The following is a 12,971-nucleotide window of genomic DNA, read 5'->3' as shown; positions in this document are numbered from 1 at the left end:
GAATGTGCGCTACGTCGCCATCGACGCACGGTACCGAATCCGCGCATCCGGTTCGAGTCGTTGCCAACGCGGGTCCGTAGCCTAGCGCGTGGCCTAACCTAGATGTTGGAAACATCTGATCGCAAAAACGATCGGGTGTTCGCTGAGCGAAGGCTTTGTCTAAAACTGGCAGGGGCGGACGATTTCACCAGCGAGAGCATCTGGAGCCCGACCGATGCACTCATATACGCATGAATATCGCTGTGGCACAACCTTATTCGATGCAATGCTCTGGTTCGCCGCGACGTGAGGGAAATTATTCCGCTAACTAGTCCCGCATAAATCTCGGGCGGCGATATGCCTTTTCGGGCGTTGTCCACGATACGAAAACGGTGTTCGAACAGCCACTCCCAGTTAATTCATAGCAAGCCTTCAATTAGTTAGCTGGCAACCGCCACGCAAACTACCGAAACCGTAGTTGAACCGAATTCACGTTCCGCTGGAACGCGGTCCGAGAATGGTACGAATGTGTACCCAATAGGCGCATCAGCTAATGGGTTTTATTGACATCGCAACGTATCGACCTGCATGGATCATCAAGATCTGCCGATCGCTCGCAACGCCCCGGGGAGGCGATGGGACCACCCGGGCCCCGGATGTCAACATGCTGAGACTCAGCGCACGCGTCGCACGAATGCGTGAGCAAGCCCACTGTGCGCATCAAAAGCAAACCGACCAGGGTTAACGGCGAAGAAGCGCTGCATGGACAGGAATAGTGGCCCAGATTCGGGACATCATGTGATGTATATCACTGCAGATAGGAGGGCTGCGGCGGGTTGACGCCCAGCTCCGCAACGAATAAAGCCGACCTGACGGATCCCGTCAGGTCGGCTCGTGTCGTGGGCGACGAACTACCCGGCCGCGGGCTTCGGCACCTCGTACGGCGGGGCACCGAGATCGGGCACCGGTAGGTATCCGTGCTCACGTGCCCGTGCCACGTCCTTACGGATCAGCGCGTGCAGACCGACGAAGGCGGCCATGTCCAGCACCATCGGCGTCAACAGCCGGTTGTGCACGAAACCCACCGCCAGGCCGCTCGCCGGGTCCGCCCATCCGACCGAGCCACCGAGCCCGACATGCCCGAACCCCGGCATGACGCCGAACGGAACCGAGTGATAGCCGAGATGGAAGCCGAGCGGCACTCCCAGGTTCCGGTCCGGCCGCAACCCGGGCGGACCCGCCAGACCGGCGACCGTGCGCTCAGCCAGGTATTGCCCACCGTTGAGACGACCGTTGTTGGCGATCGCGCAGTACATCCTGGCCAGGCCACGGGCCGTGGCCACCCCGTTCACGGCAGGCGCTTCGGCGTCCAGGAACGGCGTCTCCCCCTGGACCAGCGACATGACCCCTGGGAAGTACATCGAGCCGAAAGCGCCGGAAAACTTCAACGCCGCAACCCGCGGCGCCACGAAATCGAAGATCTGATTCGGCCAGTGCCCTTGCGGCACGAGGATCTGCGCGGCCCGAGTGGGCGCCCCCGCGGGCGGGCGCCCCAGGTGTAGACCGTCGGTCCCCAGCGGCTCCGCCAACTCGGTGCGGAACAATTCGCGCATCCCCTGCCCGGTCACCGCACGAGCCAAACCGGACAGCAGCCACCCGTAGGTCAGCGCGTGATATGCCGACTTGCCGAACAGCAGGGAGTTCACTGGCGCGCCGGCAACCCGACCCTCCATCACCCGATGGTCGAGCAGGTCAGATTTGCTGACGCCGTTGAGTTGAGACAGCCCGGCCTCGTGCGCCATCACCTGCCGAACCGTGACCTCGGATTTGCCATTGGTCCCAAATTCAGGCCAATACGCGCACACCGGTCGGTCGTACTCGATCAGACCACGGTCGACGAGGCGATGGATGATCGTCGAGGCCATTCCCTTGGTCGCCGAGAACACCATCGCACCGGTGTCAGCGGTCCAGTACTGCGTGCCCCGGCGGTCGGAATAGCCGGTCCAGACATCGACGACGGGCGCGCCGTCCTGGTAGACGACGAGGGCACCGCCCCCGTACTTGCGGCCCGGGAAGAGCTTCGAAAAGCCGCGCACCGTACAGGCGAAGTTCCCGTCCGCCGCACCCTGGACACCGTGTGGGAGCGCCTCGTCGCGCCCCCGATCGTGATCGGTCACACATCTGAATTTACCTGGGACCCCGGCAAATTATTCAAGTGTTATCCACCTGTTAGCCGGGCCGGCGCGCTCGATCAGGGCTTCGGCTTGTCGTCCACCTTGAAGTCGATCTTGACGTTGTCGGATTCCACCGCCTGGACCGTTGCGGTGACACCGTACTTGCTGCCGTCTTTGGCCGTCAGCACACAATGCTGGGTAGCTCCCACTTTGCCGACGATGCCGTCTTCGCAGGTGACAGACTTCGCCTTGCGCTTGGCCGCGGCTTCCAGCTTCTCCTTGGCCAGAGTTTGCAGCTTGGCCTTGGCCACAGTGGGTTGCGTACCGGCCGACCCGCCGTCACCGCACCCGGTCAACACCGCACCGCCGACCATCGCGGCCGCCACGAGCACACGCAGTTTCGCCTTCACGTCCCTCATCTCCGGGTCAGCCCAGCCTTTCGCTTCCGTGTCGCTGCGAACAGCGTATGCGCGGCGGACCAGGTGTCAGTCGGCCGCGCCGAGAATCTCCTGGGCCGCCAGTGCCGGGGTCAGTTCGCCCTCGCGCACGCGGCGCTCCACCTCGTCGCGGATGGCTCGGACCCCTGGATGCGACATCACCCGGTCCAGCACGGTGTCGCGCACCATCGACCAGGTCCAGTCGACCTGTTGGGCACGGCGCCTGGCCTCGAACTCGCCCGCCTCCGTGAGCACCTCGCGGTGCTTGAGCACCGTCTCCCACAACTCGGCCAGGCCGTGACCCTCGATCGCACTCATGGTGAGAACCGGTGGGCGCCATAGTGTTTCGCGAGGGTAGATCAGGCGGATGGCTCCGGTCAGTTCCCGAGCCGCCGCCTTGGCCTCGATCGCATGCTCGCCGTCGGCCTTGTTGACGACGATGACATCGGCCAGCTCGAGCACACCCTTTTTGATGCCCTGCAACTGATCACCCGTACGCGCCAGTGTGAGGAAGACGAACGTGTCGACCATGTTCGACACCGTGACCTCGGACTGGCCGACCCCGACCGTCTCGACCAGGATCACGTCGTAACCCGCGGCCTCCAGCAGCACGATGGTCTCGCGCGTCGCCTTGGCCACCCCGCCGAGAGTCCCGGATGTCGGTGAGGGCCGGATGTAGGCGTCCGGGTGTACCGCCAGCTGGGCCATCCGGGTCTTGTCGCCCAGGATCGAGCCGCCGGTCCTGGTCGACGACGGATCCACCGCCAGTACCGCGACCCGATGGCCGGCCTCGATGAGGTACATGCCGAGGGCTTCGATGGTCGTCGACTTACCGACGCCGGGCACCCCGGTGATGCCGACATGCTGGGCTTTCCCAGCATCCGGCATGAGCTCAAGCAGCAACTGCTGAGCCTGGTCACGATGGTCGGCCCGGGTGGACTCCACCATGGTGATGGCCCGCGCCAGCGCGGCCCGGTCACCATCGCGGATGGCGGCCGCCAGTTCGTCGACTGGCCGGCTCATCTACGACCTGCCTCCCAGTTTCGATCCGATCGCCGAGACCGCAACCACGCAGAGGAAGTCCGAGAGACGGCCTGCTGGAATACGGTTTCGGCGCACAGGTACTCCGAACGCGCCACTACTGGCTCAGCTGGTAACCGAGCCGGTCCGCCAACTTCTGCAGCAGACCGATGGCGGCATCGGCGATCACCGTGCCCGGCGGGAAGATCGCTGTCGCCCCGGCCTCGTACAACTCGTCGAAATCCCCCGGCGGGATGACGCCGCCCACGACGATCATGATGTCGGGACGGCCCACCTCGGCCAGGGCGTCACGCAGCGCGGGCACCAGCGTGAGGTGCCCCGCCGCCAGCGAGGACACGCCGACCACATGAACGTCGTTGTCGGCGGCCTGGCGGGCCACCTCCTCGGGCGTCGAGAACAACGAGCCCACGTCGACGTCGAAGCCGATGTCGGCGAACGCGGTCGCGATCACCTTCTGCCCGCGGTCGTGCCCGTCCTGGCCCATCTTGGCGACCAGGATGCGCGGCCGGCGACCATCGGCCTCGGCGAACTTGTTCACCAGGCTCGTCGCGCTGGAAAGTGGAGTGATGTTTCCGGCTCCGATCTCGTCGCGGTAGACGCCCGAAATCGTACGGATCTCGGCCTGATGCCGCCCGTAAACCTTCTCCAGGGCGTCGGAGATCTCGCCGAGGGTGGCCTTGGCGCGGGCGGCGTTGATCGCCAGGGCCAGCAGGTTGTTGCCCAGCCCGTCCTCACCGGCCGAGCCTGTCGCCTCGGCGGCTCGGGTCAGTTCCGCCAGCGCGGCTTGCGTCGCCGACTCGTCGCGGTCGGCTCGGAGCTGCTGCAGTTTGGCCAGCTGCTCGGCCCGCACCCGGCTGTTCTCGACCTTGAGGACCTCGATCTCCTGGTCCTCTGCCACCTGGTACTTGTTGACGCCGATCAGGGGCTGGGCGCCGGAGTCGATCCGCGCCTGGGTCCGGGCGGCCGCCTCTTCGATACGAAGCTTCGGAATCCCGTCGCTGATCGCCTGTGCCATGCCGCCGTGCTCGTTCACCTCACGGATGTGGGCACGCGCCTTCTCCGCCAACTGATGCGTGAGCCATTCGACGTAGTACGAACCGCCCCACGGGTCGATCGGCCGCGTGGTGCCCGATTCCTGCTGCAGCAGCAGCTGCGTGTTGCGCGCGATGCGGGCGGAGAAATCGGTGGGCAGCGCCAGCGCCTCGTCCAGGGCATTGGTGTGCAGCGACTGGGTGTGCCCCTGGGTGGCCGCCATCGCCTCGATACAGGTCCGGGCGACGTTGTTGAAGACGTCCTGTGCGGTCAACGACCAGCCCGAGGTCTGTGAGTGGGTACGCAGCGACAGTGACTTCTCGTTCTTCGGATCGAACTGGGCCACCAGCTCGCTCCACAGCAGGCGGCCGGCCCGAAGCTTGGCCACCTCCATGAAGAAGTTCATGCCGATGCCCCAGAAGAAGCTCAACCGCGGCGCGAACTTGTCGATGTCAAGGCCTGCGTCCAACCCGGCCTTGATGTACTCGACACCGTCGGCCAGCGTGTAGGCGAGCTCCAGATCGGCTGTCGCCCCCGCCTCTTGGATGTGGTAACCCGAGATGGAGATCGAGTTGAACTTCGGCATCTTGGCGCTGGTGTAGGCGAAGATGTCCGAGATGATCCGCATCGACGGCTTGGGCGGATAGATGTAGGTGTTGCGGACCATGAACTCTTTGAGGATGTCGTTCTGGATGGTCCCGGCCAGCTTCTCCGGCGGCACCCCCTGCTCTTCGGCAGCGACGACGTAGAGCGCCAGGATCGGCAGCACCGCACCGTTCATCGTCATCGACACACTGACCGTCGACAGGTCGATACCGTCGAACAACTGGCGCATGTCGAGGATGGAATCGATTGCCACACCGGCCATCCCGACGTCGCCCGCCACACGCGGATGGTCCGAGTCGTACCCGCGGTGCGTGGCCAGGTCGAAGGCCACCGAGAGTCCCTTCTGGCCGGCGGCCAGATTGCGCCGGTAGAAGGCGTTGGATTCGGCGGCGGTGGAGAATCCGGCGTACTGCCGGATGGTCCACGGCTGGTTGACGTACATGGTCGGGTACGGCCCGCGCACGAAAGGCGGTGCGCCCGGGAAGCTGTCGAGCGGGTAGCCGGCCTCGGCCACCTCGTCGCGATCGGCCGCGATGTACACCGGCTTGACGTCGATACCTTCGGGCGTGGCCCAGGTGAGTTGCTCGGGGGCGTAGCCGTGCGCGGCCGCAGCCGCCGCGACGTGCTGCTCCACGGCCTGCGGGGTGACGGACCGACCGGGCTCCTCGCCGCGCAGCGGCACGTCGGCGAAGCTACGAATCTCTGATCCTGTTGTGGCAGTCATCTCAGGCCCCCAGTCCGGTGAGCAGTTTCGACAGCGCTCCGACCGCATCGATCTTTGCGGTCAGATACCCGTCGGGTTTCGAATCAGCTTCGGCCACAGCCTTTTCAGGGCCGGCCAGGAGCACGTCGCGGACGCCGGCCGCGTGCGCCGCCGCCACCGCGTCAGAGGCCTCGGCGCCGTAGCGCGCATCGGTACCGCACAGCACGGCCACCGCCGGTGCACCGGCATCGGCCACCGCCGCGGCGATCCCGGCGGCGTCGACGGTGCCCGGATTGATCGCCTCGATGCCACCGGAGGCCAACAGGTTCGCGGCGAACGTGGTGCGGATGTTGTGCTCGGCCAGCGGTCCGAGCGGCAGCAGCAGAACCTTGGGACGGGCCCCGGTCTCTGCCAGGAACGCGTCTGAGCGGTCGCGCAAGGTCTCGAATCCGGCCGCGTACCGAGCGATCGACGATGCCGAAAGCCCTTGAGGGAGCGGCTTTTCGTCCAGGTTCGGGAACTCGTTGACCCCGGTGATCGCGGTGCGGCGGTGCGCGATGTCGTCACTGCGCCGCGCGGCGACCTCGGCGATCTGGGCGGTGATGTGATCGCGGGCCGCGACGAAACCGCCACGCGCCTCGATGTCCTGGAAGTGCGCCCAGGCTTTTTCGGCGAGTTGAGTGGTCAGGTCCTCGACGAACCAGGAGCCGCCGGCCGGATCGAGCACCTGACCGATGTGCGACTCCTCCAGGAGCAGCAGCTGGGTGTTGCGAGCGATGCGGCGGGCGAAGCTCGTCGACGTCCCGTCCAGGCCGCCGGGAATCGCCACGTCGAACGGATGCACCTCCACGGTGTCGGCACCTCCGACACCCGCCGAGAAGGCGGCCAGCGTGGTGCGCAGCATGTTCACCCATGGGTCGCGCTGGGTCATCATCGGCTGCGAGGTCACGGCGTGGATCCGGGCCGCGCCGGAGGTAGCCGCCCCGACGACCTCCGCGACCCGCGCCCACAGCTGCCGCGCGGCGCGCAGCTTGGCGATGGTCATGAACTGATCGTCATCCGCGGCGTAGCGGAAGCTGATCTGCCGCAAGGCATCCGGTGCCGACACGCCGCCATCGCCGAGGATGCGCAGGTAGGCGACGGCTGCGGCGACGGATCCGGCGAGCTCCCAGGCCGCACTGGCGCCCAGGTTGTGGAACGCCGGGCCGTCGACGGTGATCGCGCGCACCCCACCGGCGTGTGCGGTGAGCTTGGCGACGGTGGCGAGTAAGTCCGAGTCATCGACCGTGGCCGAACTGTCGGCTCCGCCGACCGTGGCCTGCCCCGACAGCGGCGCGGTCAACGGGTCGGCACCGAGATCGATCGACAGGCGTGAACGCTGGTCGTCGTCGAGATCTTGGAGCAACGGCAACACCGCATCGGCGGTCGCGGCCAGGTCGGCACCGGTGTTCTCGAAGATGACCGGAACGAGATCGAGGAACACCCCGTCGAGCAGGCGATCCAGCTCGCCGAGGGAGATACCGCCCTCGCCGCCGACCCGCAGGGCCAGTGCGCTGGCGCCCTCGGTCAATGCGACCAGCATCGCACCGTTGACGGTGCCCACGTCCGAGCCTGCGACAGCGGGGAAGCTCTCGACGACCTTCCACCCGGATTTCACGTCACGCAGGGCGTCACCGCCGCGCACGAATGGCCACTGCCCCGGCAGGCTGGGCTCCGGGACCGCGTCCAGGCTCGTGTACAGCGGCCGGATGGCGAAGCCCTCGTAGGTCTCCGAGTCCAGCAGGCGTTCCGGCTCGGCCGGCAGGTCCGCCACGTCCCGCCGACTGCTCTTGGCCAGCACGCCGGCGACCGCCGTCCGCCACTGTTGACGGTCCGACTCGACCGCACTAGTCCCCTGTAACGACACCCGCATCTCCTGTTATCGCAGCGTGTGACATACCCACTCGCCCATCAGGCTAAATGATCGCCATCACGGCCCTGACCGCTGGTAGGTCGACTCACGCCCGCGCGCCGACGGTGTGGTCCACCAACGGCCCGTACTGTTGTATGACGTGAAACCCGTCGTCAGAACCCTGCGCGTGGTCCGCGCCGCGGTGATGGCGACGGCCGCGCAACTGCCACCCCGGCGGATCGTGGGCCTGCTGGCCGGCATTGTGATTCTTGTCGCAGTTGCGGTGCTGGTTCCGTTGCCGACGGCCATGCAGATGCGGGACTGGGCGACATCGGTGGGCCCGTGGTTCCCCCTGGCATTCCTCGCGGCCCACATCGTGGTGACGGTCTTCCCGTTCCCCCGAACCGCGTTCACCTTGGCCGCGGGTCTGCTGTTCGGTCCGGTCTTGGGCGTGGCGATCGCGGTGGTGGCCAGTGCGGTCAGCGCCGTGCTCGCGTTGTTCCTGATCCGCGCGGCCGGTTTGCAGCTCAATCGCCTGGTTCCCCATCCCCGGGTCGACACCCTGGACAGGCGGCTACGCCAACGGGGATGGCCGGTTGTGCTGTCCATGCGGCTGATCCCGGCCGTCCCGTTCTCGGTGCTCAACTATGCGGCCGGCGCGTCCGCCGTACGGGTCGTGCCCTACACGGTGGCGACGCTGGTGGGGCTGTTCCCCGGCACGGCTGCGGTAGTCGTGCTGGGTGACGCGCTGACCGGGAACATCAGCCCGGCTCTGGTGCTGGTGTCCCTGAGCACCGCCGCGCTGGGCGTCGCCGGTCTGGTCTACGAGATACGGCTGCACCGCCGCGATCGTGCGCGTCTGCACCCCGGCGCACCGCAATCGGTGGGTGTTTCACACACGCTCACCGAGCCCTGAGCGGGACGGAAGGAGACAGCACATGAGCGCACTGGCCGATCTCGGTGCACGGCTGTTACGCAACCGCAGGCTCGTGCGGGCTCCGATCTGGCTCTACCGAATCCGGGCCGGCGCGCTGCTGGGGTCAAGGGTGATGATGCTGGAGCACATCGGCCGGACCACCGGTACCCGACGCTACGTCGTGCTCGAGGTGGTGGACCGGCCCGATCCCGGCACCATCGTGGTCGCGTCCGGTTTCGGCACCAAGGCCCAGTGGTTTCGCAACATCGCGGTCAACCCACAGGTCCGGGTGTGGCTCGGCAGCCACCGGCCGGTCGCGGGCGTCGCCCATGCGCTCGACCAGCGCGGCGTCGATCGGGTCCTGGCCGGCTACCGCACGCGCCACGCCGCGACGTGGGACCAATTCAAGCTCGTGCTCGAAAAGACGCTCGGCCAGCCGATCACCGATACCGATTCCCCGTTGCCGATGGTGGAGATCCGGCTACAGCGCCGTCGGTGACCGTCTCACGGGGCTCGGTGCGAACCACCCGGTAGCTCAGTGGAAAGGGGTCCCGGCGGGGTCTCCAACGAGGACTGCGGCGGCCCCGCGCTCAACGGTGGGGTGGCCGCCCGGGCTTCAGCCTCCGCCTTCGCGACCGCACGGGCGATCTCAGGATCGGTCTCCGTGTTGAACCAGTCGGCGACCTCGTCGCTGTCGTCCTCCGGCTTGGGCAGATCCTCTTCGACGGCCGACGGCGTGTACCGGAACACGCCGTCCTCGCCGGGCGCACCCAGCAGCTTGGTGAAACCCTGCAGCGCCGAACCGAAGTCGCTGGGAACCAGCCAGACCTTGTTCGCCTCCCCCTTGGCCATCTGCGGCAGGGTCTGCAGGTACTGATACGCCAGCATCTCCGGGGTGGGCTTGCCCGCCTTGATCGCGGCAAAGGTCTTCTCGATGGCCTTGGCCTGTCCCTGCGCCTGCAGGTACTGGGCGGCCCGCTCACCCTGGGCGCGCAGCATCCGCGACTGGCGATCGGCCTCGGCCGCCAGGATCGCGGCCTGCTTGGCACCTTCGGCCGCCAGGATCTGCGACTGCTTCTGGCCCTCGGCCTGCTTGATCGACGACTCCCGCACACCTTCGGCGGTCAGGATCATGGCCCGCTTGTCGCGATCGGCCTTCATCTGCTTTTCCATCGACTCCTGGATCGACGGCGGCGGATCGATGCTGCGCAGCTCGACCCGTGCCACCCGCAGCCCCCAGCGACCGGTCGCCTCGTCGAGCACCCCGCGCAGCTGCTGGTTGATCAAGTCGCGTGAGGTCAGGGTCTGTTCCAGGGTCATCCCGCCGACGACGTTCCGCAGCGTGGTGGTGGTCAGCTGTTCCACACCGACGATGTAGTTGCTGATCTCGTATACCGCTGCCTGCGGGTTGGTGACGCGGAAGTACACCACCGTGTCGATGGCCAACGTCAGGTTGTCCTCCGTGATCACCCCCTGCGGCGGAAAGGACACCACCCGCTCGCGCAGATCCACGCGAGCGCGGATCCGATCGATGAACGGCACCAGCAGAGTCAGCTGGCCGCTGACCGTGCGGCTGTAGCGGCCGAGACGCTCGATCACCGCGGCCTCTGCCTGGGGAATGAGCGCGACCGATTTGGCCACGACGATGATCGCGAACACCACCAGCACGATCAGCAGAATCAGGCCGGCTACGGCACCTTCCATGGGGATTCCCTCCTGAGGTTTACAAAGCCTTGAACACCACTGCGGTGGCACCGTCGATCCGCATGACCGTCACGTGGTCGCCCGGCTCGTACACATCGTCGTCATTGAGCGGACGCGCCGTCCAGACCTCGCCATCGAGTTTGACCTGCCCCGCATGCTCGGCCACCCGGTCCAGCACCAGTGCGGATTTGCCTTCCAGCGCCTTGACCGGGTCCGGAAGGCCCTGCCCGAGTTCGAATCGGCGGCGCAGTGCGGGCCGGACCAACACCAGCAAAAGCACGGACACCACGAGGAACACCACGCCGTCGGCCCAGATCGGCAGATCGAACAACCAGCTCGAGCCGGTCGCCGCCAGCGCACCACCGGCCAGCATGAGCAGGAACATGTCGCCGGTCAGTGCCTCCGCCCCGGCGAGTCCCAGCGCCACGATGAGCCAGATCAGCGGTGCGGCCATGAGCCCACCCTAGCGAATCAGGCCTGATCGGCGGCCGACAATTACACTGCCAGGATCATGTGGTGTCCAAGTGCAACTCTCTCGATATGGGCCAACGCCTGGCTTGCCGGCGCGGCTGCGCCCGACGACGTCCTGGATGCGCTATCGCAGTGGGCACCAATGCATTCTGTGACCGCGTACGACTCGCAGGCCGCGGTCCGCACCGGCCTGCCCTGGCCCGAGTTGGAGGACTCCGGCTCGGTGTCGTTGCTGCAGACCCTGCGCACGGCCGTCGGTAGATCCGGCACCAGGCCCTCGATCAGGGTGGCCCTGCCGGTACCCGGCGACGTCCGCGGATTGCCCGCGGGCTCGCAGTTCCAGCGGGATGCGCTCACGGTCGGCGAAGCGGTGCTCGTGACCCACGACGAGTTGGACGGTGTGGGGCTGGTGCCGGAGTTCGAGTACTACGAATTCGATGACGTGGAAGCCGAATCCGGTTTCGACCCCGAACCGCAGGCGCTGTCGTGGACCGTGTACTCACTGCCGGTCCTGCCGCCGCCGCAGCACCACGATCTCGGCGACGCCGAGTACCAGTTGCGTTCGGCGGTGCGCTCTGCGGCCGACGCCCTGGTCGCGTTGCGGGCCGGCATCGGCGTGGACGTCGAAGATCCGCGCGGCATGGTGGAGGACATCCTCGACGCCGAACGGATTCACCGGATCCCCGACCACGCCCCGACACGGGCGGTGCGGGTACTGCAGAACGCAAGCCACGTGGAGGCGATCATCACGGTGAGCTCGGGCCTGATGCCGATCGGCCTGCAGAGTTCCTCTGAGGTGCAGATCGCCGGCGATGCCATGCGGCCGCTGGCCCAGGTGGTGCGCTCGGCGCGGTTGGCGGCCCTCGAGGTAATCCTGCAATCCGCCTGGCGGGATTAGCGTTTCGGTCTGACGTGGCGCGTCAGGACGGTGTCCCGCAGCAGTGCGGCGAGCAAGGCGCCCCGTTGACGCTGAATCCGTAGCCGGCCACCGGCTCCGGGCCCTCCACGCGCAGCGGTGCCGCGTCGGTGCGCAGCTCCTCGATCAGCCCCGCCGCCAACCGAGCGAAACGTGGGTCCGCATTCGGGGTACTGGCACGTGCGAACGCGATGCCTGCCGCCTCGGCCTGCTGTCGCAACTCGTAATCGAGATCCCACACCACCTCGATGTGGTCGGCGACGAACCCGATGGGGCACACGATGACCGCCCGGGTTCCCTTCTGGCCCAAGGCAGTCAGGTGGTCAGCGACGTCGGGCTCCAGCCACGGGATCCGGGGCGGGCCCGACCTCGACTGCCACACCTGGTCGAACTCCTGATAGCCCGCGGCGGCGGCCACCAACCGAGTCGCATAGCCGACCTGCCGGCTGTAGAGCCGTGGACCGTGCCGCTCGTCGGCGGCGACGGGAACCGAGTGCGCGGTGAAAACCAGCCGGGCCTCGCCACGCAATTCGACAGGAAGAGTGGCTGCCGCGGCCTTGATCGCGTCGGCGAACATCTCCACCAGCAACGGATGGTCGAAGTACTGGCGCAGCTTCACCAGTTCGGGCGCGTCGGCGCCCACCGCGGTACGCGCCCTGGCGATGTCCTCGACATACTGGGTACAGCTGGAGTACCCGCCCCAGGCCGAGGTGGTGAACACCGCGGCACGGCGAATCCCGTTGTCGCGCATCGTCGCCACCGTGTCTTCGACGAACGGCTCCCAGTTCCGGTTGCCGAAGTAGACCGGCAGCCCGGGCAGCTGCAGGCGCAGCTGCTCGATCAGCGCCCGATTGATCCCGTTGATCGGAGACACCCCGCCGAAATGCAGATAGTGCTCGGCGACGTCAGCCAACCGCTCGGCCGGGATGCCGCGCCCCCGGGTCACGTTCTCCAGGAACGGCATCACCTGTTCCGGCGCCTCGGGTCCCCCGAACGACAGCAGCAGAACGGCGTCAAACTCGATCACGTCGCCTCCTCCACACCCCATAAACCGCGAAACCGCATTCCGGCAGGATTCGTGCGAGTGCACACCTGCTGGAA

General features: G+C 66.9%; 11 protein-coding genes. 3 read left to right on the top strand and 8 right to left on the bottom strand.

Annotated features, from left to right (window positions below; all coding sequences use genetic code 11):
- Nucleotides 1-890 precede the first annotated feature (890 nt).
- The 5 genes from lipL to mutA form a co-directional block, all read right to left on the bottom strand.
- Entirely contained in the window at nucleotides 891-2,156 is a 1,266-nt protein-coding gene (gene lipL, locus QQ25_RS15790) for an esterase/beta-lactamase LipL (RefSeq protein ID WP_039379508.1), read from the bottom strand.
- A 74-nt stretch (nucleotides 2,157-2,230) separates the two neighbouring features.
- On the bottom strand, nucleotides 2,231-2,572 hold the full coding sequence (locus QQ25_RS15785) for a DUF4333 domain-containing protein (RefSeq protein ID WP_039319852.1): 342 nt from the start codon (nucleotides 2,570-2,572) through the stop codon (nucleotides 2,231-2,233).
- 66 nt (nucleotides 2,573-2,638) lie between these two features.
- Nucleotides 2,639-3,613 (bottom strand): methylmalonyl Co-A mutase-associated GTPase MeaB, encoded by a 975-nt coding sequence (gene meaB / locus QQ25_RS15780; RefSeq protein WP_039379506.1) that lies wholly within the window; start codon nucleotides 3,611-3,613, stop codon nucleotides 2,639-2,641.
- A gap of 115 nt (nucleotides 3,614-3,728) precedes the next feature.
- Complete coding sequence (scpA, locus tag QQ25_RS15775; protein ID WP_039379504.1) at nucleotides 3,729-5,993, bottom strand: methylmalonyl-CoA mutase; 2,265 nt, start codon at nucleotides 5,991-5,993, stop codon at nucleotides 3,729-3,731.
- 1 nt (nucleotide 5,994) lies between these two features.
- On the bottom strand, nucleotides 5,995-7,884 hold the full coding sequence (mutA, locus tag QQ25_RS15770; RefSeq protein WP_169748639.1) for a methylmalonyl-CoA mutase small subunit: 1,890 nt from the start codon (nucleotides 7,882-7,884) through the stop codon (nucleotides 5,995-5,997).
- Nucleotides 7,885-8,023: 139 nt separating this feature from the next.
- On the opposite strand from mutA, the gene QQ25_RS15765 reads away from it, so the two are divergent.
- On the top strand, nucleotides 8,024-8,779 hold the full coding sequence (locus QQ25_RS15765; protein ID WP_101906279.1) for a TVP38/TMEM64 family protein: 756 nt from the start codon (nucleotides 8,024-8,026) through the stop codon (nucleotides 8,777-8,779).
- 22 nt (nucleotides 8,780-8,801) lie between these two features.
- Entirely contained in the window at nucleotides 8,802-9,278 is a 477-nt protein-coding gene (locus QQ25_RS15760) for a nitroreductase family deazaflavin-dependent oxidoreductase (protein WP_039319845.1), read from the top strand.
- Between the two features lie 5 nt (nucleotides 9,279-9,283).
- Here QQ25_RS15760 and QQ25_RS15755 read toward each other — a convergent pair whose 3' ends face one another.
- Both QQ25_RS15755 and QQ25_RS15750 read right to left on the bottom strand, forming a co-directional pair.
- On the bottom strand, nucleotides 9,284-10,483 hold the full coding sequence (locus QQ25_RS15755; RefSeq protein ID WP_039319842.1) for an SPFH domain-containing protein: 1,200 nt from the start codon (nucleotides 10,481-10,483) through the stop codon (nucleotides 9,284-9,286).
- 19 nt (nucleotides 10,484-10,502) lie between these two features.
- On the bottom strand, nucleotides 10,503-10,937 hold the full coding sequence (locus QQ25_RS15750; protein WP_039319840.1) for an NfeD family protein: 435 nt from the start codon (nucleotides 10,935-10,937) through the stop codon (nucleotides 10,503-10,505).
- A gap of 57 nt (nucleotides 10,938-10,994) precedes the next feature.
- Between QQ25_RS15750 and QQ25_RS15745 the strand changes: the two genes are divergently transcribed.
- On the top strand, nucleotides 10,995-11,852 hold the full coding sequence (locus QQ25_RS15745) for an Rv1486c family protein (protein WP_039319837.1): 858 nt from the start codon (nucleotides 10,995-10,997) through the stop codon (nucleotides 11,850-11,852).
- Nucleotides 11,853-11,874: 22 nt separating this feature from the next.
- Here the strand turns inward: QQ25_RS15745 and QQ25_RS15740 are convergent, their stop codons facing one another.
- The gene (locus QQ25_RS15740) at nucleotides 11,875-12,894 is read right to left on the bottom strand and encodes a ferrochelatase (RefSeq protein ID WP_039380015.1); all 1,020 of its coding nucleotides are present in this window, start codon (nucleotides 12,892-12,894) and stop codon (nucleotides 11,875-11,877) included.
- Between the last annotated feature and the right edge of the window lie 77 nt (nucleotides 12,895-12,971).

The organism is Mycolicibacterium setense (assembly GCF_000805385.1).
Classification (GTDB): Bacteria; Actinomycetota; Actinomycetes; order Mycobacteriales; family Mycobacteriaceae; genus Mycobacterium; species Mycobacterium setense.
Note: the sequence above shows the minus strand (reverse complement) of the source record. Positions and strands in the feature narration are given on the sequence as shown.

Excerpts from the sequence above, each read along its gene's own strand:
- QQ25_RS15785 (WP_039319852.1), bottom strand. The coding sequence starts at position 2,572 with ATGAGGGACGTGAAGGCGAAACTGCGTGTGCTCGTGGCGGCCGCGATG.
- meaB (WP_039379506.1), bottom strand. The coding sequence starts at position 3,613 with ATGAGCCGGCCAGTCGACGAACTGGCGGCCGCCATCCGCGATGGTGAC.
- scpA (WP_039379504.1), bottom strand. The coding sequence starts at position 5,993 with ATGACTGCCACAACAGGATCAGAGATTCGTAGCTTCGCCGACGTGCCG.
- mutA (WP_169748639.1), bottom strand. The coding sequence starts at position 7,884 with ATGCGGGTGTCGTTACAGGGGACTAGTGCGGTCGAGTCGGACCGTCAA.
- QQ25_RS15760 (WP_039319845.1), top strand. The coding sequence starts at position 8,802 with ATGAGCGCACTGGCCGATCTCGGTGCACGGCTGTTACGCAACCGCAGG.
- QQ25_RS15755 (WP_039319842.1), bottom strand. The coding sequence starts at position 10,483 with ATGGAAGGTGCCGTAGCCGGCCTGATTCTGCTGATCGTGCTGGTGGTG.
- QQ25_RS15750 (WP_039319840.1), bottom strand. The coding sequence starts at position 10,937 with ATGGCCGCACCGCTGATCTGGCTCATCGTGGCGCTGGGACTCGCCGGG.
- QQ25_RS15745 (WP_039319837.1), top strand. The coding sequence starts at position 10,995 with ATGTGGTGTCCAAGTGCAACTCTCTCGATATGGGCCAACGCCTGGCTT.